The organism is Vibrio sp. 10N.286.51.B11, from assembly GCF_041469245.1.
Taxonomy (GTDB): Bacteria; Pseudomonadota; Gammaproteobacteria; order Enterobacterales; family Vibrionaceae; genus Vibrio; species Vibrio crassostreae_C.
Map to the genome: position 1 here is coordinate 1 of NZ_JBFRKI010000032.1, position 21,419 is coordinate 21,419.

20 protein-coding genes are annotated in these 21,419 nt (G+C 45.1%); 9 read left to right on the plus strand and 11 right to left on the minus strand.

Annotation, left to right across the window (positions count from 1 at the left end; all coding sequences use genetic code 11):
* The first annotated feature begins 92 nt into the window (after positions 1-92).
* The gene (locus tag AB4154_RS16205; RefSeq protein ID WP_372123561.1) at positions 93-320 is read left to right on the plus strand and encodes a phosphonate metabolism protein; all 228 of its coding nucleotides are present in this window, start codon (positions 93-95) and stop codon (positions 318-320) included.
* Positions 321-428: 108 nt separating this feature from the next.
* Here the strand turns inward: AB4154_RS16205 and AB4154_RS16210 are convergent, their stop codons facing one another.
* Complete coding sequence (locus AB4154_RS16210) at positions 429-1,763, minus strand: MATE family efflux transporter (protein WP_372123563.1); 1,335 nt, start codon at positions 1,761-1,763, stop codon at positions 429-431.
* A gap of 262 nt (positions 1,764-2,025) precedes the next feature.
* The gene (locus tag AB4154_RS16215) at positions 2,026-3,000 is read right to left on the minus strand and encodes an AraC family transcriptional regulator (protein ID WP_017071579.1); all 975 of its coding nucleotides are present in this window, start codon (positions 2,998-3,000) and stop codon (positions 2,026-2,028) included.
* A 92-nt stretch (positions 3,001-3,092) separates the two neighbouring features.
* Here AB4154_RS16215 and AB4154_RS16220 point away from each other — a divergent pair, with 92 nt between their 5' ends.
* Together AB4154_RS16220 and AB4154_RS16225 are read left to right on the plus strand one after the other, a co-directional pair.
* Entirely contained in the window at positions 3,093-4,448 is a 1,356-nt protein-coding gene (locus AB4154_RS16220) for a serine hydrolase (protein WP_017060556.1), read from the plus strand.
* A 66-nt stretch (positions 4,449-4,514) separates the two neighbouring features.
* A complete protein-coding gene (locus AB4154_RS16225; protein WP_017060557.1) occupies positions 4,515-5,306 on the plus strand; it encodes a hypothetical protein in 792 nt (263 codons plus the stop codon).
* A gap of 87 nt (positions 5,307-5,393) precedes the next feature.
* Here AB4154_RS16225 and ppsA read toward each other — a convergent pair whose 3' ends face one another.
* Positions 5,394-7,766 carry a phosphoenolpyruvate synthase gene (gene ppsA / locus AB4154_RS16230; protein WP_372123565.1) on the minus strand — a complete coding sequence of 791 codons (2,373 nt, stop codon included), beginning with the start codon at positions 7,764-7,766 and terminating at the stop codon, positions 5,394-5,396.
* Positions 7,767-7,944: 178 nt separating this feature from the next.
* Between ppsA and AB4154_RS16235 the strand changes: the two genes are divergently transcribed.
* Positions 7,945-8,778 carry a pyruvate, water dikinase regulatory protein gene (locus AB4154_RS16235; protein WP_017060559.1) on the plus strand — a complete coding sequence of 278 codons (834 nt, stop codon included), beginning with the start codon at positions 7,945-7,947 and terminating at the stop codon, positions 8,776-8,778.
* Positions 8,779-8,937: 159 nt separating this feature from the next.
* Here the strand turns inward: AB4154_RS16235 and grxB are convergent, their stop codons facing one another.
* The 3 genes from grxB to AB4154_RS16250 all read right to left on the minus strand — a co-directional run bounded on the left by grxB (position 8,938) and on the right by AB4154_RS16250 (position 11,221).
* Entirely contained in the window at positions 8,938-9,570 is a 633-nt protein-coding gene (gene grxB / locus AB4154_RS16240) for a glutaredoxin 2 (RefSeq protein WP_102394180.1), read from the minus strand.
* A 347-nt stretch (positions 9,571-9,917) separates the two neighbouring features.
* Positions 9,918-10,076: a hypothetical protein gene (locus AB4154_RS16245; RefSeq protein ID WP_004733064.1), complete on the minus strand. Its 159-nt coding sequence runs from the start codon at positions 10,074-10,076 to the stop codon at positions 9,918-9,920.
* Positions 10,077-10,240: 164 nt separating this feature from the next.
* Positions 10,241-11,221, minus strand: coding sequence for a Gfo/Idh/MocA family protein (locus tag AB4154_RS16250; protein ID WP_017060561.1), 981 nt, complete (start codon positions 11,219-11,221; stop codon positions 10,241-10,243).
* A 219-nt stretch (positions 11,222-11,440) separates the two neighbouring features.
* Here AB4154_RS16250 and AB4154_RS16255 point away from each other — a divergent pair, with 219 nt between their 5' ends.
* Complete coding sequence (locus AB4154_RS16255) at positions 11,441-11,923, plus strand: GNAT family N-acetyltransferase (RefSeq protein WP_065584882.1); 483 nt, start codon at positions 11,441-11,443, stop codon at positions 11,921-11,923.
* Positions 11,924-11,925: 2 nt separating this feature from the next.
* Positions 11,926-12,699, plus strand: a complete 774-nt coding sequence (locus AB4154_RS16260) for a murein L,D-transpeptidase family protein (protein WP_017064906.1) — start codon at positions 11,926-11,928, stop codon at positions 12,697-12,699.
* Positions 12,700-12,803: 104 nt separating this feature from the next.
* Here AB4154_RS16260 and AB4154_RS16265 read toward each other — a convergent pair whose 3' ends face one another.
* The 3 genes from AB4154_RS16265 to AB4154_RS16275 form a co-directional block, all read right to left on the minus strand.
* Positions 12,804-13,541, minus strand: a complete 738-nt coding sequence (locus AB4154_RS16265) for a sulfite exporter TauE/SafE family protein (RefSeq protein WP_050645840.1) — start codon at positions 13,539-13,541, stop codon at positions 12,804-12,806.
* A 160-nt stretch (positions 13,542-13,701) separates the two neighbouring features.
* On the minus strand, positions 13,702-14,421 hold the full coding sequence (locus AB4154_RS16270) for a glycerophosphodiester phosphodiesterase family protein (RefSeq protein WP_372123567.1): 720 nt from the start codon (positions 14,419-14,421) through the stop codon (positions 13,702-13,704).
* A gap of 211 nt (positions 14,422-14,632) precedes the next feature.
* Complete coding sequence (locus AB4154_RS16275) at positions 14,633-15,235, minus strand: 2OG-Fe(II) oxygenase (protein ID WP_105057954.1); 603 nt, start codon at positions 15,233-15,235, stop codon at positions 14,633-14,635.
* A gap of 202 nt (positions 15,236-15,437) precedes the next feature.
* Here AB4154_RS16275 and AB4154_RS16280 point away from each other — a divergent pair, with 202 nt between their 5' ends.
* Positions 15,438-16,226: an MBL fold metallo-hydrolase gene (locus tag AB4154_RS16280; protein WP_372123569.1), complete on the plus strand. Its 789-nt coding sequence runs from the start codon at positions 15,438-15,440 to the stop codon at positions 16,224-16,226.
* Positions 16,227-16,372: 146 nt separating this feature from the next.
* Here the strand turns inward: AB4154_RS16280 and AB4154_RS16285 are convergent, their stop codons facing one another.
* On the minus strand, positions 16,373-16,801 hold the full coding sequence (locus tag AB4154_RS16285) for a RimK/LysX family protein (RefSeq protein ID WP_004740039.1): 429 nt from the start codon (positions 16,799-16,801) through the stop codon (positions 16,373-16,375).
* Between the two features lie 32 nt (positions 16,802-16,833).
* Positions 16,834-17,739 carry a 30S ribosomal protein S6--L-glutamate ligase gene (gene rimK, locus AB4154_RS16290; protein ID WP_004740040.1) on the minus strand — a complete coding sequence of 302 codons (906 nt, stop codon included), beginning with the start codon at positions 17,737-17,739 and terminating at the stop codon, positions 16,834-16,836.
* Between the two features lie 602 nt (positions 17,740-18,341).
* Between rimK and AB4154_RS16295 the strand changes: the two genes are divergently transcribed.
* Positions 18,342-20,126: an SgrR family transcriptional regulator gene (locus AB4154_RS16295; RefSeq protein ID WP_372123571.1), complete on the plus strand. Its 1,785-nt coding sequence runs from the start codon at positions 18,342-18,344 to the stop codon at positions 20,124-20,126.
* 187 nt (positions 20,127-20,313) lie between these two features.
* Positions 20,314-21,375: an MBL fold metallo-hydrolase gene (locus tag AB4154_RS16300; RefSeq protein WP_029235615.1), complete on the plus strand. Its 1,062-nt coding sequence runs from the start codon at positions 20,314-20,316 to the stop codon at positions 21,373-21,375.
* The last annotated feature ends 44 nt before the right edge of the window (positions 21,376-21,419 follow it).

Here is a 21,419-nt window from a genome sequence, read left to right on the forward strand (position 1 = left end):
TACTTTAATTGGTATAACTTCCTTTTAAAATGGTCCCGAATGAAACTGAAGTACTGCAGTTTTAGGCTGGTGAAGTACTTTGATACAATGGAATGATTAACTCATTTATGTTGATTGTTTTCGTTGGCAACCGCTGCTTAAGGCGTACCGCCATACTCGATTGCGTTTGGCAACTGCGTCCTCGGTTTGATGCTCCTAGCTATGCCGTGCGATTAGAAAGCTTTGAATGGTGGCATTGGGATGATGAAACACTAGCAGAAATATTGCCACCATTCCAAAAAGATTGCGGTGAGTTTTTGGCTTACTTTGAGCAAGTCTAACCCCAATATATTTTAAGTCTGAAACTAAAAAAGCAGCCTAAGTGGCTGCTTTTTCGTTTAATAACTTTATAGCGGTTTAGCTGGCAAGCCGTTTAGTTCGCTAACTGATTAATTAGAAAGCTTAGCCTCGACTTGCCCAAGTGCGCGTTGGTACATAAACCAAGCACATGTACCGGCAAGCACATTACCCACCATGGCACCCCAGAACAGGCCTTCAATACCAGCAAGCTGCGAACCAATCCACAAGCAAGGCAAGAAGAAGGCGAACAGGCGCAGTGCTGATATCGTTAAGGCAGTATAAGACTTACCAAGCGCATTCGAGATAGAAACCATCAGCATACAGATACCCAACGGCCCTAAACTGATAGGAACGATAAGTAAGTGGTAGTTCAAAATGGTCGAGACTTCGTCTTCGCTGGTCATGAGATTTGCCAACCCGCCAGAGAACATCCAAGTTACCAGTGCGATCACCAATTGGAATCCTAATACAAACATCACGGCAATCTTCACAAGACTACGTATGTTCCTTAGGTTCTTTTCTCCCAACATTCGGCCAATCATAGGTGGCATCGACATAGTCAGAGCAAGCACTGCAACAATCGAAAAGAACTCAAAACGTGAACCTAGCGCCCAAGCTGCAACGGCTGCTGTGCCGTAGCCTGCAAGCAGTTTGGTGGCGAGCATCGAAGAGGCTGGTGGCAGTAGCTGACTGATCATCGCAGGCCCCATGATGTTTCCTATAGAACGAATACTCTTGCCGATATCAAGATCGTGCCAGTCGAATGTCATCCAATGCTTCTTAGTTACCTTAGGACCAACGATAAAGATACCCGCACCGAACGCCAAGATGGTCGCAATCGCGGCTCCGTTGATGCCCATGTCGAGCGTGAATATGAAAATCGGGTCCAATATCAAGTTGATGATGCTGGTCGCGATCATCATCGAACCGGGCAGCATGGTATTACCATTGGCACGACACACACTGTAGAAAAAGTAGAGCAGTGCGCCTGTCCAAGAGCTTACCAGCCAATAGATCCAGTAATAATCAATGATCGGCAGTACCGTCGGTGGTGCATCGAGGAGTTGTAAAATAGGACCACGCAACAGATAGATGATGACCGAGAACAGCGCGACACTCACACTGCCCATCGCAACGACTAATCCGCCGAGCTGTTTGGCATAGCGTATCTCGTTAGCCCCAATAGCTCTCGCGATCACAGCCGTTGTCGCGATGCCTAGTCCGACTTGAATCCCGATAATGATCATCTGAATTGGTAGCGTGAAGCCTTGAACCGCGAGCGGCAGTACGCCTAACTGGCCAATAAAAGCACTGTCTACAAGTTGGAAGCTCATCAGGGAGAGCACCCCAAACAGCATTGGCCATGTCATTGTATAGAGTTGTCGGCCAAGAGAAGGCGAGGGAGTTGCGGTCGTAGAATTCATAACACTCTTATCAGTCTTGAAGGTAGGTTTGTCGTAGTGACAATCCACTCAATGAAGAATTGCGTAAAGGATAACGTAACGTTAGCTCGATACCAATAAATGTCATTAAATCTATCGATATTACCTTTGCACAGTTTCATCGGTATGTGAGCATTGTACAATGTAACTTTATGCGTTCGCTTATTGAAATTTAAGGTGTCGTATCTTGTTTCTGAGTTTTATATTAGCGGATTGGGTCTAAAGGTTTTCCATTCGACTATTTCTAATGTTTCGCTTTATCCCGATAACTTGGTGGCGTGACTCCAACCCAACCTTTGAATGCACGATTGAAATTACTCAAGTCGCTGTAACCCACTTGCCAACTGATGTCTTGAACAGAAAGGTTGGTCTCTTCAAGTAGCTGTTTTGCTTTAGCTTCCCGAACTTGTTCTTTGGCTTGTTTAAAGAGAATGTTTTTGCTCTTCAGGTTTCTCTGCAGCGTTCGTTTTGTCATGCCGAGCATGGTCGCAAACCACTCAATATTGAACCAAGGTAGAGTCGCATAGGTGTCTATTAATATCTCGACAGCGTGATGCCAATCTTGGGTACTATTTCGTTCTGAAATGGCACGATAATCATCGGGCAGCGGAATCGAGAACGCACCGTATTGCTCTTCAAACTGAATATCAGAATCAAAGAAATGCTTAGGTAATTTACGTGCGCTGTTGTTCTTAGAGACCAACTTGGCGTGTGATGGTTGCCAGCGACTGTCAATGAACTTACGGCATAGGCTAATCACGGTCAGGGCGCGAAACCATTCTGCTTGTTCAAAACCTGAGGTCGATGGGTGATAGCAACTTCGATGACACAGCCACCACAATCCATCGCTTTTTTCCGTCCATATGGTGACGTGATTACTTAAGGTCGATATTTCAGTAATCAAGCAGCGTACCGCTTGCTCGAGAGAAGTGCATTGTTCAATTTTTCGGTCTAGCTCAGGTGACAATTGCTCTAGAGAGGCCTTACGTCCAACCTCAATCCCTATCGAATAGCCAAACTTACGCTCAAGGCCATGAATGAAGCGAATCACGTCTTGTGTAGGAAGCCATTGATTGGATTGTGTCAGTTCAATGGGTAGACCGCACGCAACGGCGACGGTGCGCCAATCCAGTCTATGTTTGTCACAATACTGAATATATGGAGCAATGTTACTGGTCGAAGTGAGCAGTATGCTGGTGGTGTTCGATGATGCTTTCATTGTTTTGTGCCTACCATTAAATGTCATCAAGTGACCTAATTAAGTGTAGCGCATCTCCCTATACTTTTCCTAACCCAAACAGGAGAACAATTATGAAACTTAAACACATTGCCGTTCTAGTATCGTTAGCGACCCCATCATCATTTGCTCTTGCAGCAAACCCAGTTGAAGAAGCTCTGAAAGTTGAAGGTGCTCAAGTTACCTTGACCGTGAAAGAGGCGAGCACAGCATTTACCCCAAGTTTTACTGACTCAGCTCGTGAGTTATTCAATAACTTTCATTGGCAGATGGGCGGCGACCACAGCGTTTACTACAACATGCACATGAGTGAGTTTCTACCAACGGCACTGGCGGCTCCAAACGAAGAGTACAAGCCTTTAGTCAAAAATATCGACCCACGACTCGCTGCACTGAAAGTTGATACTGAAAGCAAAGGTCAGTTGACAATGGATGAGTACTTGGCGGATGAACAGTTCCGTACCCAAGGCTTTATGTTGATTCACAAAGGGGAGATCGTTTACGAAGCTTACCCAGGTATGAAGCCGACAGATACGCACGTTTGGGCATCTACAGCAAAAACGACGGTTGGCACAGTGATCGCAATGTTAGTGGAAGAGGGCAAAGTCGACCCTGAAAAAGAGATCGCTGAGTATGTTTCTGAATTGAAAGGAACGAACTGGGATGGCATCACAGTACACCAAGTTCTGAACATGTCGACCGCGCTAGACAATGAAGAGACATTAGAGTCTATCTTGAACCCAGACTCTGATGTGGTGCGTTTCTTTGCGGCATCGTTTAACTCACCTCGTGCAAAAACGGGTGAAATGGAAACTTGGATGGAAGTGGCTCAAGGTGCACAGAAACTGGAAGGTGAAAAAGCCGGTGACCATTTCCGTTACGCATCTATCAACACCATGGTGCTGACTAAGTTAGTTGAAAACGTTGAGAACAAAACTTGGACTCAAGTATTCGAAGATCGTGTTTGGTCAAAAGTGCACGCACGTCAACCAATGCAATTCAACTTGACGCCAGATGGCATGGCGATCGCGGTTGGCTTGGTTTCATCAACGGTAGAAGACATGGCTCGCTGGGGAACACTATTTACACCTAGCTGGAAAGCGGTGGCTGATGAGCCAGTGGTGTCACAAGCTGTGATTGATCGTATCCGCAACGGCGGTGATCCAAAAGCATTCGTAGGTACTAGCAAAGAGAGCAGTTCACTGCACGCATACAACGAAAAAGCAGACTACAACGCATACCAATTTGATTTCATTTTCAATGACGGTGCAATGTCGAAAAGTGGCAACCTAGGCCAATTTATTTACATCGATCCTGCACGTGACTTTGTGGGTGTGATGTTCTCAACCAACCCATACCACTCAGGTTTTGGTGAGAATAAAGGCCCTGCACTAATGCGTTCGGCAGCAAAACTACTTGCTGACAAGTAATCTATTTATTACCTAACAGGATGTTCCAGGCTTCAAGGAGGAAGCAAACGACTTTCGAGAGATATAATGAAAAAGTTTGCTCTATTAATCCCGTTGAGTTTAGGTCTAGCCCTTCCTGCACATGCCGATTCAGATTCCGAACGTGTTATCGATCCTGCTGATGTCACTAAAGTTTATACTCAAGCTGCATTGATGCTGAATGGTAGTTCAGATATCCAATTTCAAGGGCAAGTTTCTGGCGGTTTAGAAAACGGTCAGCAGTTTGCCCTACTGGCCGAAGGGACGTTTGTCGATGAAAGCAACACAGCGCTTCGCGATCCAGACAAATTCGGTACAGAGTACAGCAACTCTAGAATTCAGTACTTCCACGTCTTTGAAACAGGGACGAAAGCTACGCCTAAAGTGGGTCTTTCATTAGATTATATTAATACGCGCAACAGTATTAAAAATGACTTATTGTCGGTTGGCGGTGTTGTTGCGATTAATCCAGCTTATACCGGTGGATTCCTGGTATTTCCAAGAGCAGGACTGATGACTGGTAGTATGGAGATCCCTGGCGTCACTTCATCTAAAGATGATTTAACGGGATACTCGCTTGGTTTGATTACCGCGAAGCATCTCGGTGACTCTGGCGCTTATGTGTCTTTGGTTCCTGAGTGGCAAGATCTTTCTGGTGATGATATCGACATGCAAAACTTCTCATTTAAAACATCGTTAAATGTGCCGATGAACACTGCAAGAACTTGGTGGTTGAATACGCGCTATGACATTACCAAAGCGGATGTTGATGTGAAAGGTGTGCCAATGCCGAATGGTTGGCAAACCGAAGCTTGGGTTGGTGTGAGATACTACTTCTAGCGCTCTAGCCAGCTAATTTGGAAAGAACCTAAAAAAGCCAGTCAATGTGACTGGCTTTTGTCGTTTAGGTACTGCGTAAAACGGTACTTATTTATTAGCAACGTTACCTAGCTTCAACCACGTATCGATAACCGTATCCGGGTTTAGTGAAACAGAGCTGATGCCTTGCTCCATTAACCACTCTGCTAGGTCGTCATGGTCAGATGGGCCTTGGCCACAAATGCCCACGTATTTACCCGCTTTGGTTGCTGCATCGATCGCCATTTTCAGCATTGCTTTCACGGCTGGGTTACGCTCATCGAAGAGGTGTGCCACATCGCCTGAATCTCGGTCGAGGCCAAGTGTCAGTTGCGTCATGTCGTTTGAGCCGATAGAGAAGCCATCGAAGTACTTCAAGAACTCATCAGCCAAGATTGCGTTCGATGGTAGCTCACACATCATGATCACTTTCAGACCTTGGTCGCCACGGCGAAGGTCGAATTTAGCCAGAATGTCGATAACCGATGCCGCTTCGCTTGGCGTGCGAACGAATGGGATCATGATTTCAACGTTCTTAAGGCCCATTTCGTTGCGAACGCGTTTGATCGCTTGAGTTTCTAGCTCGAAACAGTCTTCGAATACTGGTGAGATGTAACGAGATGCACCACGGAAGCCCAGCATTGGGTTCTCTTCATGCGGTTCAAACGTTTTACCGCCGACTAGGTTGCTGTACTCGTTCGACTTAAAGTCAGACATACGTACGATCACACGCTTAGGCCAGAATGCAGAAGCGATAGTCGCGATGCCTTCTGTTAATTTGCTTACGTAGAAATCGATAGGATCTTTGTAGCCACGAATACGTTCGTTGATTTCCGCTTTTAGCTCATCCGTTTGTGCATCGAAGTTAAGCAGCGCTTTAGGGTGAATACCGATCATCTTGTTGATGATGAATTCTAGACGAGCAAGGCCAACACCTTCGTTCGGGATTTGTGCAAAGTCGAAGGCACGATCTGGGTTACCCACGTTCATCATTACTTTGGTTGGTAGCATTGGTAGCTCATCAACCTCAGAACGTTTGATTTCAAAATCGAGTTCGCCGTTGTAAACGTAGCCTGTTTCGCCTTCTGAACATGACACTGTCACGGTATCGCCATCGTTTAGGCTGCTTGTTGCGCTGCCACAACCAACGATTGCTGGAATGCCTAGCTCACGAGCAATGATCGCAGCGTGACAAGTACGGCCACCACGGTTAGTCACAATCGCAGACGCTTTCTTCATCACAGGTTCCCAGTCTGGGTCTGTCATGTCAGTTACCAGCACGTCGCCTTCTTGAACCAGTGACATTTGGTCTAGAGAATCAACCAAGCGAACAGGGCCAGAGCCGATACGCTGACCGATAGCGCGGCCTTCAACCAAGACATCCGCCTTATTGTTTAGCTCGTAACGCTCGATAACGTTTTGATCGCTTTGAGAACATACGGTTTCTGGGCGAGCCTGAACGATGTAAAGCTTGCCGTCGATGCCATCTTTCGCCCACTCAATGTCCATTGGACGTTGGTAGTGCTTCTCGATGATCATCGCTTGTTTTGCTAGCTCTTTGATCTCTTCATCGTTGAGTGAGAACTCGTTACGCTCTTGAGTGTCGGTGTCGATGATATCGACTTGCTTGCCGATTTCTTGATTGGTCGAGTAGATCATCTTGATCAACTTAGAACCAAACGTCTTTTTAACGATTGGGTAGTGACCCGCTTCTAACATTGGCTTGTGAACGTAGAACTCGTCTGGGTTCACTGCGCCCTGTACAACCATTTCACCCAAGCCCCAAGAAGAGGTGATGAATACCACTTGGTCGAAGCCAGACTCAGTATCAAGCGTGAACATCACACCTGAAGAGGCTTTGTCTGAGCGAACCATGCGCTGGATACCCGCAGACAATGAAATGCCACGGTGGTCAAAGCCTTGGTGTACACGGTAAGAGATAGCGCGGTCGTTAAACAGTGACGCGTAAACGTGCTTGGTTGCTTCGAGTACCGCGTCGATGCCTTTCACGTTAAGGAAGGTTTCTTGCTGGCCTGCGAATGAAGCATCTGGAAGGTCTTCTGCGGTTGCAGATGAACGCACAGCTACAGACAATTCTTCGTTGTCTTCGATTAGCTCGCGGTAGTTATCACGGATGTCTTGCTCTAGTGATTCTGGGAAGGGTGCGTCTAGAACCCATTGTCGAATCGTTGCACCTGTCTTACGCAGTGCGTCAACGTCTTCAACATCAAGTTCATCAAGTAGTTGGTGGATGCGCTCATCAAGACCTTTGTAGTCAAGAAAGTCGTTAAACGCATAAGAGGTGGTAGCAAAACCATTAGGTACAGAAACACCAGCATTGGACAGGTTAGAAACCATCTCGCCCAGTGAGGCGTTCTTACCGCCGACTTTGTCGACATCTTCCATGGATAGGCCATTGAACCATAGGGTATTATTTTGCATTTATTTCTCCAGAAACATAGCAAGCATTGTAGGGATCTAAAGGCAAACGATTACGTGTCAGTTTAAAAAAATGTAAATTATTTTCTAAAGCTGTGGGGGACGTAATAGTCAGCAGGGTTTTATTATCTATATTATGGTTACCATCCTACTCAAAATAATTTTAAACATTAAATAAAAAATGCAAATTGATATTCAAAGTCGTGATGTATTCTATGTTTCTGATGGAACGGCCATAACATGTGAGACTTTAGGGCATGTTGTTCTAGGTCAATTCCCTTTTAAAGCCAATGAAAAAACCTTTCCGTTTGTGGAAAGTGAGGACAAACTTTCTGATTTATTAAAAGAGATTGAAATTTCGTATCGTGATACCGGATTAGAACCGCTAGTGTTCTTTTCGATTGTGATACCTGATATCAAAACCAAATTGCTAGAAGCGCCCGCGCACTGTTATGACGTGTTAGAGAGCATCGTGCAGAAAGTACAGGATGACATTCAGATGGCGCCTGTTCCTAAGTTGCAGCGCTCACGCAGTGTAAACAAGGACTCGGTGAAGTATTTCGACCGTATTGCTGCGATTGAGTACACGCTCGCGCATGATGATGGCATCACGCTAAAAGGGCTGGAAGAAGCCGACATCATCTTGTTGGGTGTTTCTCGAAGTGGCAAAACACCAACAAGTTTGTATATGGCGATGCAGTTTGGCTTACGCGTAGCAAACTACCCATTTATCCACGATGACTTGGCACGCTTAAAGCTGTTGCCAGAGTTTGAGATTTACCGACATAAGCTGTTTGGTTTGACCATTGATGCAGAAAGGCTCACTGAAATTCGTGAGAACCGCTTAGCAGGCAGCGAATACGCCAGTGACTCACAATGTTTGTATGAATTGCAAACGGTAGAGGCGATGTTCCGTCGAGAAGCGATACCTTACATCAACACCTCTTCACTATCGGTTGAAGAAATTTCGACACGAATCTTGGAGCGAACAGGTTTGAGAAGGCGTCTGCTGTAAGACAAAGCCTTAGAGAAATAGAATGGCCAGATAAAAGAAAATCGAAGCTCGCAGTTTACACCTGAGAGCTTCGATTTTTTGTTTGTGCTCGTTGTAGTCGCTTGCGAGTCAGAGCTTGTTTTCTTAATCAGAGCTTGCTTTCTTAATCGAGATAGCTTTCTAGCGAAGTAAAGACAGCTTTAGCGTTTCACTTTTCTTTTCTAACCAGCGTTCAAGTGCTGGTGGCCATGTGATGCTTGGTTCTACGCAAAAGCCACGAAGCATCGAGAAATACACCGCTTGATCGACTAGAGGCAGTGATGACTCACCATTCTCTAGATCCAGTAAGAGTTCGGCATCTTTCAGTAATGGGTTAATCAGTTGAACGAACTGAGGCGTCTTTTCTAACAGTTCTTCAAAGTTAAAACCTTCGGTCTCTTTACTGGCACGCCAAGCTTCTTTGGCTCCAGCAGAGCGATATTCAGCCAAGTCGAGGTTCCACCAACGTGGGCGTCCAATCTGTTGAGTAAGAGGGAATGCGCGAGTTTGGAACACAGTCACTTGCTCAGATGGCACACGCTGCTCATCGCTTGATTTCAAGTCCATGAAGTACGCGATGATATCTAGGCTCTCTGCCATGATAGAGCCATCGTCTTTTTGTAAGACGGGTACCATCTTTTTACCGATCAGATCGATAAGGGTTTGGGCATCATCATAATCGACAGAAACAAGCTCAATGTTCAAGCCTAGCGATTGAGCAATGTAGGAGACTCTTGCACAGAAAGGGCAGTGATCGTAAATGTAAAGCTTCATAGCTTCCCTCATTCGGGTCTTTCTTAGTATAAGATGATGCTAATGTACCAGAAACTTTCGCAGACAATAAGCCTTTGTTAACAAGAACTATTCACTGCGATTAAGTGCTCGGGGATATCAAGAGAACGATGGGAATAAGCACTTAGTGTAGAAACTCGTTGCCTAATTCTATTGTCAGTTGAGTGCGGTTTTATTGTAACGAGTAAGCGAATGAGAAAGCTAGTGGGTAAATTACAGGCATAAAAAAGGCTCTGGCTGCTTACTCTAATGCAGAAGAGTGAAGTCAGCCAAAGCCTCAATTTTGTTACCTTTAGTAGAGTGACTACTAAAAGGGCAGAGTGGTTAAACTATGCTTTTTTAAGATCTTGCGCTGGGTAAGTAAGCGTCATTGCGCCTTCTACCGTTGTAACGTGAACGTAGCCGCCACCAGCACTTAGGCCAGTTACTACCATTTCACCTAGTTCAACACCTTTTGTTGCTACAACGCGATCATCAACTGAAAACACTTTACACACCTTCAATAAATTAAATAAATACGATAGATATCGAACGCGGATTTAAACAGATGGGACCTCAATCAACTAATCCGGTTATTTGTCGTAAAGATTAAATTCAGTTATGTATAAATAATTATGTATTAAAAATCAGTTTGTTAACTTACGCTGTGACGTTATTTATCCGCTGGATACACTACACCAACTTGTTGGCGCATCTCTGTAATTAACTTCGCAACCGTTAAAGCGCGCAGTTGGGCCTGCGCTTGTGTTGCGTTGTCGCCAGCAATGCAGCTAGCAAAGGCCTGCGCTTCGTAACTCATGGAGTTTTCGCTTTGTGCTTGAGTAAGGTTTTCTACCGTGCCATCGCGGTAGCGGATCTTAACGTCAGTACATTCAGCGATGTGATCGATGATGATCGCCCCTAATTCACCTTGGATCTCGCTTGGCGCATAAGAGTCGCTGACTTTGGAGTGCGCAAGGGTCACATCAAACTCAGGGTATTGGAAGATCGCACAGCCATGAGCATCGACACCTGAATCAAGTAGCTTTGCAGAAGCCTGTGCGTTTTCAGGTTTGCCAAATAGCGCGACTGTCGCGGCAACACAGTAAAAGCCAATATCGACCAATGAGCCGTTAGAAAAAGCTGGGTTGAAGGTATTTGGGTTCTCGCCGTTTAGGTACTTTTGGTAGCGCGATGAATACTGGCAGTAGTTGATGTGTGCTTTATGTACCTTGCCAATCTTTTCTAACCCAAGTTGAACTTGCTTAAAGTTCGGTAGGAATTGAGATTTATACGCCTCAAACAGCACCACACCGTTTTTCTCAGCGACTTCGAACATGCGTGTTGCTTCATCAATATTTGATGCAACCGGCTTTTCACAGATAACATGCTTGCCGTGTTCCATCATGAAGATAGATTGCTCGCAATGCAGTGAGTTAGGGGAAGCGATGTACACGGCTTCTACAGTGTTGTCATTGGCCAATGCGTCGAGTGAGTCATACGTGGTTTCAACGTCAAATTCTTGGGCGAACTGTGCCGCGCTGTCTAGATTTCGAGAGTAAACCGCAGCAAGTTGCATCGATTGAGATTCGTGCGCAGCTTGAACAAACTTTTGTGTAATCCAATTGGTTCCAATTACAGCAAACTTAATCATATAGGTATCCAGTCGTTAGTCGTCGTTAGTATATTGATTCTGCAGAGATAGTAGCACTCAACGGCTGGCAATGTGCCTGAGATTTACGGAACAATTTCCCTAAACATAGTGCCTAATATTAATGTTCAGCCTTCACAGAGCGTCTGAGTTGACCAGTGTAACGGTGCACAACTAAGCCATTTTTGCTAAGGTGTTATTGAATTCAAACAAGGTGATGATATGCAAATCCGGACGGCCAAGGTAACTGATATTAACGCGATCTTAGCGCTCTCTGAGCAGATAAACCGTCAACATCATCTTGGTGCGCCTATGGTATTTGCACCAGCGTCACAAGGCTTGGCCGACAGTGAAGAGTATTGGTTAGGTTTGATGCTTGACCCACTTGGCGCTTTCTTGGTTGCAGTCGATGACAAGCAAGTCGTTGGTTTTTTAGCGGGTAAGGTAACGCAGAACAAAGGGGTCAGTTTTATTCAGCCGCACAAGGTGGCAAGGGTCAATACGATTGTGGTGAACGATCAGGTTCAGAGCCAAGGTGCTGGTCGAGCGTTAATGAAGTCTTTTAATCAATGGGCGCAGGCGAGAGGAGCGATAGAACTTAGGTTGGAGGTAATGGAGTTTAACCAACAAGCTCAGGGTTTCTATGAGTCGTTAGGAATGGAAACTCAGTCACGAACCATGTCCATGCGTTTTGAGGAGATCTAAAGGTGCGTCTGTTTCTGCCTTTATCACTGTGTTTACTGTTTGTGGCTTCGAACGCGAATGCTGAGCAAGTCGTGGTCGAGAAAATAGTCTCTGACGCGACCGCTATCGAAACCATCGTATTCGAGTCTGCACCGGCTCATTCTCAACGTGTCTCAACGTCTTCATCTAACTCAACCTCTTCCACGAGCTCAAACTCCGAGCATGTGATTATTGTGGATGATGTTCTTAACAGTAGCCCTGATGAAAAGGTAGCTCAGTTTTCTCAAGGGTCATCGAAACGTCCACCTCAAAGTTCCTCTCGACAGTTTTACAACGTACCGGATAGCGCATCTGAGATAGATTCGCTGTCGCAAGTGGTTACGTTAGTTAAAGTCGATAAATCGAAACGTAGGATGTATCTGCTAAAAGGTGAAGAGGTGATTCAGGAGTTTCGTATTGCGCTAGGCAAACAACCGAAAGGGCATAAACGCTTTGAAGGGGACAACCGAACGCCGGAAGGGGAATACCAGCTCGATTATGTGATGGAAGAGTCGGACTTTTATCGCTCAGTACATATTAACTATCCGCAACCTTCGGATATGCAATGGGCAGAGCAAAATGATGTAGATCCTGGAGGAAACATCAAAATCCATGGCATCAAAAACGGCGAGCGTCGTTCGCCGAGCTTTATTCAAAGTTTTGATTGGACGGATGGCTGTATCGCGTTAACCAATCAAGATATGGATGAGTTTCTCCAACTTGTAAAAATGGGTACCCCTATCCATATCGAATGGTAGTCATTGGTACCCAGTTTTCTTAATCACTTTCCGCAGTCAATTAGCGCAATCAATTCGCGAAACCAATTCGTAAAAGCAACGTCCAAAATTAAACGCTAAAGCCGTTACAGTAAGACTCGACCTGCACTGAATATTGCAATCACAATCAGCAATGCAATGGTGACTGGCTTAAACTTCGCTCCACCAAATCTTTCGAACAGTTTAGAACCCACATAACCGCCAAACATGCTGCTTGGTAGAAGCGCGAGAGTCAGCCAAACTACATCGCGGTCGACTAACCCAGCGATAGATGCCGAAACAAACGCAGTGGAATCAGCCAATACAAAGAAGGCTATCAGTCCGGCTCTAGCAATGTGCGGAGCGACTGGGCTTGCCAATGCATGAGTGCCAATTGGAGGTCCTGACATCGAAGCCGCGCCGTTCATTACACCTGCAAGGCTGCCTAGAATATAGGGAGCAAATCTAGGTTCGCTTTTGTACTGGAAGCCTTTATAGATCATAAGCGCAGACGCAAAAATGAAGGCACTGATGATCAAGATGATCGTGTCTTGGCTAACGGATTTAAGCAGAAGTAGGCCGACTGGTGTGAAGGCAAAACAAGGGATAAACACCTTTAAAACCCAGCGCCAGTTAACGTGCTTTCGAACTTTAGGCAGTAATTGAACATTGCCTAGGAGATCGATCAACATGAAGACGGGAACCAGTTCGATAACAGGCTCGAATAACGCACTTAATGGCAATGCCACTAAGGTGAAACCGAAACCTGAGAAGCCACGAACAATAGCGGCGAAAATGAAGATTGCACCCAAAATTGGGAAGGTTGGACTAAAAATGAGATCCATAAATTAAGTAACCAATGAAGCTGTCTAAATAGATCGAGCTAATGAAACCAAGTGAGTAGCGGAATGTACTCCTACTCACTTGTGTTTGCTACCTAATTTTAAGGTTTCCCGAGAGTTAATTTTAAAGTCTCTCGGGGTTGTTTTTGCAGTATTCGCTTGGTCAATTTATAGAGGTAAATTGATTCGGAAGATCAGTGAATACGGCATCTACTTTTGAGATGAATTTGAAGTGAGAGGGATCGTTTACTGTGTAGCACCAAGTTTGAATATTTGCTTCACTGAGTGTATCAAGATCGCTCTGATTCACATGCTCGTAGTTCATGTGACAGCTGAACGCTTTAACCTCGTCAATCAACATCAAGTCGGCTTGAGTCAGCTGCTCTGTGATCACACCTACGCGGTATCTCGGCAGGTGAAGAGCCATTTCAGAAACCACTTGATGGCTGAAACTTGAAAGCAGCACTCTGTCGGTGTCTAGATTTGAACGAATCAACTCGGTATGCAGCAAATCAACGACATGAGGCGCTTGATGTCGACTGTCGACTTTGATTTCGAGGTTGACGCTAAGATCATGCTGCTCAACAAGTGTGAGTAACTCTTCCAACGTCAGTATTTTTTCTCCAGCGAACTGCTCAGACTTCCAACTGCCAAAATCGAGCTGACGCAGTTCAGCAAGGGTGTGTTCATCAACTCGACCCTTGCCATCGCTGCAGCGCTCAAGCGTGTGATCGTGACAAACGACCAGTTGGTCATCCTGAGTGGGCTGAATATCAACTTCAATCCATTTCAAGCCGAGTTTAGCCGCTTGTTCAATGCTTGCTTTGGTATTTTCTGGGTGAGTACCTGCTACACCCCGATGACCTACGATGATAGACGACATAATTAATCCTTCTTGAATGCGCATCGTAAATATTTATTAAATATCAGTTTTCCCGAATACGCCAGAGTAATTGCTGGGCAAGAGTCTCTACACAGGATTCGGCTCATAAAAGTGATATTTTCCTCTTAGTACTTTCCTAGCAGTACTAAGAGGAAAAGCCTCTCGAGTGGAGAGGCTTTGGATGAGATGAGGCTTTGACCCGAACCTCGCTTTAGTGTGCGATATCGAGTTGGTTGTCTTTCACGCCGTTGATACGGAACCAACCTGCGATACTGAATCGTTCTGTGTTGGTTGGCAGAACTTCGTGTGGGAACTGCTCAGATAAGAACACAAACAGACGACCTGATTTTGGCGGAATGGTTGCGATGTGATTGTCTTGTAGGTCGTAAACTACAAGCTCACCTGCGTCTTCTTCTGTCCACTCGTCATTCATGTAGAACACGGTAGTCAGACGGCGGTTCTCATTGCCTTTGAAGCAGTCTAAGTGCTTTTGGTAGAAGTCGCCTTTTTCGTATTTAGCAAAGTGCGCTTCGTACTCGAAGAGACCCAAAAAGAACGCTTTGTTTGCTTCTAAACGAATCTGCTCCATTTTATCTAGGAACAGAGAAGCAGGCTCACCCATGTCGCGGTGTACCCACTGAATTTTGTCGCTACGAATGGTCGACTCTCGCGTTACTTCATCGTTACGGCCAATCCTAGCCTTTTTCCAGTTCTCTGGAATGCAATCCCTCAATGCCACCACTTCTTCATGCGTTAAGAAGTCATCCCAAACAAAGTAGCCTTGGGTGGAAAGAGCATCGATTAGTTGGTTCATGTATAGCACTCAGACAATAAATTAGAGGCGCATATATAGTCCTAATAACTTAGGTCAACAAATCACGTATTTTGTCGTCACGATAAAAGAGCGGAAGAGCATGGTACTTTGATGTGACTTCATAGTTAACAAATTTGTTACAAATCAATATGGGTTTGCTATGGTGTAGGTCTGACCAGTTGAATTATCACAAGGAGTGGGTTTGCAACTGCATACCATTAAAGGCTATATCCAAGACATGTATTTGGTCGAGTATCCGGACAAATTACTGTTGCTTGATGGCGCATGTCGAGCCGACATCCCGCATTTGAAGACTTTCATTGAAACCGAACTTATGCGTGATTTTTCTGATCTCCACACGGTTGTGGTGACACACATGCATCCTGACCATGCAGGGGCAGCGCACAAGCTCAGAAAGCTCACGAGCTGTAACTTGGTGGCAGCAAACCGAGATAAGGATTGGTATCACGGTATCGATGGTATCTTGATGCATTTGACCGATCTAGCATTGGCAAGATGGATGGCAAACCGCTTAGGAAAGCCGAAAGCGAACTTGTGGTATTCAAGAAAGTTAAAGCCGGACTACAAACTGTCGGATGGTGAGAGCATTCCGGGTTTTGATGATTGGTTGGTTCTAGAAACCCCGGGCCACACCGACAGAGATCTTTCGGTTTATTGCCCATCTCACAGCGTTGCCTATGTGGCAGACCTCATGGTGGAAGTGAAAACGAAGCTGATTCCGCCTTTCCCTATCTTTCATCCGAATAAGTACCGAGAGTCGGTATCTCGTATCTATGACATGCAGCTCGATACCTTGCTGGTGGCGCATGGTGGGCAAGTCGATTTCAGTCAGAAGGCTTTTGAACACCTGCTGATGAGTGCCCCAAGAAGGCCTGTTACACATTGGCGAGTGACGAAAATCAAAACCAAGAAATTACTTTTATCGATTGGGCGATTTGGTTTTCAATCTCATGGTAAATCGAAGAAATAGATCAGAAGTCTGAATGCAAAGTCGTGTATTCAGAGCTGAAAGTAGAAATAGAAAAATAGATAGCAATAAGGCCAGTCATGAGACTGGCCTTATATCGTTGTGAGTAGCTTTAGTTATAACCTGTGGAGCGGTTACGATGACTCGGATTAGTGAGTCAGCAGGAATTCACCCGCAGGGTCAACAATCACTTTGTCACTCATGCCTTGACGTCCAAGCAACATCATGTAAGTCATGTCTTGACGGTTGCTTAGCGTGATATCGATCGGCCATTGTTGGCCACCGATTCTTAGCATGGTTTCAATCACGCAACGGTGTTCAACTTCGCCGTTAGATGATTTAATTTTCTTACTTGTTTTCAGTTTCGCCTTGCAGCGCACCGTCTCTTCTAGGTGATAAACGTCTGGGTGAAGGTCGAACTCTACGAATTTCTCACCATTTGATTTAACACATAGTAGATTGTCTACGTGTAGAGAAGAGGTTTTAGCCCCTGTATCAACACGTGTATGTAGTCCAGTTATCCCTAACTCTGGTAAGCAAAGTGCTTCGGTATTCCCTATGATCATTTTATTGTTCATTTTCTTTCCAATCATGAGTTATCGGTATTCAATCAGCCCTTGCCACGAGTACGGTTAGCGTTTGGTTTTGCATTCTTCTCGATGAATTCGAAAATCATGTCTGCTACATCTTTACCCGTTGCTTTCTCGATGCCTTCTAGGCCTGGAGAAGAGTTTACTTCCATTACTACTGGGCCGTTCTTAGATTGTAGGATATCTACACCACATAGGTTTAATCCCATGATTTTCGCTGCATTGATTGCTGTTGCGCGCTCTTCTTTGGTTAGTTTAACCAGCTGAGCAGTGCCGCCACGGTGCAGGTTAGAGCGGAATTCACCTTCACCAGCTTGACGCTTCATTGCAGCAATTACTTTGTTGCCAACAACAAAACAGCGGATGTCTGCGCCATTTGCTTCTTCAATGAACTCTTGAACCAAGATGTTCGCTTTTAGGCCCATGAACGCTTCGATAACGCTTTCTGCTGCTTTGTTTGTTTCTGCTAGTACAACGCCGATACCTTGAGTGCCTTCAAGAAGCTTGATCACAAGTGGCGCGCCGCCTACGTTTTTGATCAGGTCTTGAATCTTGTCTGGGCGGCTAGCGAAACCTGTTTTTGGTAAGCCAATACCTTTACGAGACAACAGTTGTAGTGAGCGCAGTTTGTCGCGAGAGCGACTGATTGCTACTGACTCATTGATACAAAAAGTGCCCATCATTTCAAATTGGCGAACAACCGCAGTTCCGTAAAAGGTAATGGAAGCGCCAATACGTGGAATAACAGCATCGTATTGAGGTAGCTCTTCACCCATGTAGCGAATCTTCGGATTGTTACTCGCGATATCTATATCACAGTGCAACGTGTCGATAACATCGACCTGATGACCACGTGCTTCTCCAGCCTGCTTTAGACGAGCGGTAGAGTATAGATTTTCGTTGCGAGAAAGAATTGCGATACGCATGGCGTTTCCTTAGTTAATACCTGATTGGTAACTGCAAATAAATTAGTTGTTAGCTGAGCTTTCAGTTTTTTCTGAGGCTCCTTGCTTGCTTCGGGGCGAACCTTAAGGCTTTTCGTTCAACTAAGAAAACGAATTAAATTTGTCGAGTCGACAACGGAAATTTATCGATTGTGTGAGCTATTGGTACAGCAGGCTTGAGAGGGGAATTGGAATGGAAAAGCGAGTTGAGACCTAACTCATATTGGGGGTAGGAGCATATTAGGTTGTACCCAACTCGCGTTTACTCGGTGCTAAAAAGTGTACTAATAACGCCAGTTACATAGATCTAAAAGTGTTCGTAGTGCTTCTCTTTCGAGCTTACTGCAGGTGCTTTTTAGCTTGTTAAGATAGTATTTTCTCATGGTCATTACTCTCTCTGGTTAGGCTTTATTTACAACCTATGGTTTGTTGCTGACCCGTTCATTATGGATAATTAAGAGGAACTAAAAAACAGATGTTATTTTTATTGGTTGTTCCTGTTTTGGTCGCATTACACTACTTTTTGATGAATGTGTTTTATAATGGGCTTAATTAGGAAGAGCTATCTTTAAAAGGTTCATTATTTGTCTGATCTAAACATGATGCGTTACTACACGCGGCTAGAGTCGTTCGAGCCAAACATTTCTCATTCAGTCACCCTAGCCGAAGTAGCGGATATGCTGTTTACAAGCTTGCGTCACGCTCGAACCTTACTTGGTAAGATGCATCAAGCTGAATGGGTGGTGTGGGAGCCAAAAGTTGGCAGGAATCAACGCTCTAACTTAACACTGCGTTTTAGCAATTCAGAGTTGGCGCAGCATGTTGCAAGTAAACTGATAGAGCAGGGCAAGTACGAAAAAGCACTTTCCATATTGGATAATGACCGCGCTGTGTTTGGTTCTTTACTGCAAGAAACTTCCGGCGCGACCATGCGTGAAGGGCTGCTGCACGTTCAATTAACCTATAAGCGTAAGTTTGAGGATTTGTTTCCGCACCATATACACCGCAGTAGCGAACGATTTTTGATAAGACAGGTTTTTAGCTGCCTAGTGACGTGTAATGGTAAAGGTGAGTTAAAGCCTGAATTAGCTCACCATTGGGAATATGACACAGAGCAACTGGTTTGGACTTTCTATCTGCGCCCCGGTCTGACTTTTCATGATGGTCAGCCAGTAGATGCCAAGCAGCTGGTTGCTTTGTTTACTGCTCTACAAGCTCTGCCTTTCTATCAAGCTGAGTTAGATCATGTCGCTTCCATCTACAGTGAGCAGCCATTAAGGATCAGTTTTAAATTAACCCAAGCGGACACAGGTTTTGCGGGGTTGCTTGCTGGTGTTAAGTATTCGATTCAACCCGCCGAGCAAGTGATGCGTGAACCATTACCATTGAGCTCAATGTCTCATGCTGTGATCGGTACTGGCCCTTTCAGAGTGGTTGAAACCAATAGTGAGCGCATCAAGCTCTCGGCATTCGAACACTTTTACGGGTGTCGCTCTTTAACCGATGAAGTGACTATTTGGCAGTTTGAAGAGTCGATGACAGGTAGTGCTCGATTCGATGATAGCCAGATGCAGGTGTCACCTTATGAAGACTCCGCCTGTTTTCACCAATTAGGGAAAAGCGACACTGAGCTAGTCTCGGCTGAAACTGACGGGCTTCGTAGTCGAATCGAAGATGGTTGTTTGTTTGTTCTGTTCAATCAAAACTCAGCAGTGAATCCGTTAAGCGACGAGCAACGTAAGTACCTATCAGCCCTTGCAAACCCTCAGGCTATTTTGGCGCAACTGGAGCAAAACCAAGGATTATTCAGTGTCTCTTTGGCTCAGAACATATTGCCAAGTTGGCAGAAGCTGTATCGAACGCCTTCCAGAGAGAGCGAGTTGCCTAAGAAATTGAGCATTGCGGTATATAACTACTATGCCCTTTATCGGTGTGCGATTTGCGTGTCGGACATCCTTAAACGACATGGAGTGGAAGTTGAAGTGAACACCTATAGCTTTCGAGAGTTGGCGCTGCTTTCTCAGCGGGGCGATTTAAAAGAAGATTTGGTATTGTGTAACCTGAATCTCGATGATAATGCGCCATCTTCGCTGTTCTCGTGGTTGATGAATGACCCTGTATTGCATTCCGCGCTCGGAGAGATGAACAGTGATTGGCTTAAACAGCGCTTAGATCATCACAAAGCCTCAGTTGAACTGCCGAATTACTTGGCAGAGTTGGAGCCTGTTGCATCGACGTTGATTTCTGATTATTGGCTAGTGCCTATGTTCCATCACCTACAAACCGTGCGTTTTCAAGGCATTTTGAAAAACGTGGCCATTACCAACTGGGGATGGCCAGATTTCAAGAATGTATGGTCTGCTGATTAACCTTTCTTACTAGCTAAATAACTAAGTTAACTCGTTGCCAAAATTGGTTTTTCCAAAATCGACTTTGACACGCTTACGTCTAGATAAATTAAAAATTACACTCGGTGGTTTACTTTTTGGTTTTGGCATATAAACTAGTCGGTGTAGTTTATGTGTTGGGTCTATCCCAACGGTTAAAGAGATACCAATGAAAAAATATCTATTACCGATTTTAGGAGTACTTGCCGTGGTCGCTATCGTAAGCACAGGTTCACAATCAAATGACAATCTAGATAAGCTTCCAAAGAAGTTTGCTAACAGTGAGTTAGAGTACAAATCGGGCATGTCTGATATTTTTTCAATCTTGAAAGCGTATGTAACCGTGGAAAGAAATGAGCCAGTGCCACGTGCTGCATTGCCTTTGATTCCGATGACAGCCGAGCAATTGATCGAAGAGACAGAAGACGTTGCGTACCGCTTAGGTCACTCAAGTGTGATGATGAAGCTAGATGGCAAGCTAGTGATGACTGACCCTGTGTTCAGTGATCGAGCATCACCAGTGCAATGGATGGGGCCAAAGCGCTTTCACCCAACCCCAATCTCACTGCAAGATCTACCTGACATCGATGTGGTAGTGATCAGCCATGATCACTACGACCATTTAGACAAAGGTGCCGTGAAGGTATTAGCCGACAAAGTAGGGACGTTCTTAGTGCCATTAAGAGTGGGCGCACTGTTGGAAAAGTGGGGCGTGGATAAAGAGAAGATCATCGAATTGAACTGGTGGGAATCGGCAACGGCCTCAGACATTGAGTTCACGTTGACACCGACACAGCATTTCTCTGGTCGTGGCTTGCTTGATCGTGACCAAACACTGTGGGGCAGTTGGGTTATTAACGCTTCAGACAAGAAAGTCTTCTTTAGCGGTGATTCTGGTTACTTCAATGGCTTTAAAGAGATTGGCGACCGTTTTGGGCCGTTTGATTTAACCATGGTTGAAACGGGTGCGTATAACTCACTTTGGGCGGATATTCATATGTTCCCAGAACAGAGTGTTCAGGCACACATTGATCTGCAAGGTAAGGTGATGATGCCAATCCACAACAGTACCTTCGACCTTTCTATGCATGATTGGCAAGACCCAATGGAACAAGCACTGGCGATAAGCAAAGAGCGAGATGTACAAATGGTAAGCCCGGTGATGGGTGAACGTTTGGTGATCTCAGAGCCTGTACCTGTTCAGGCATGGTGGAAACTAGCATCGAATTAGAGCTGTCATCCAAATAGACATAGCTAAACCACTAAGCTGTACAA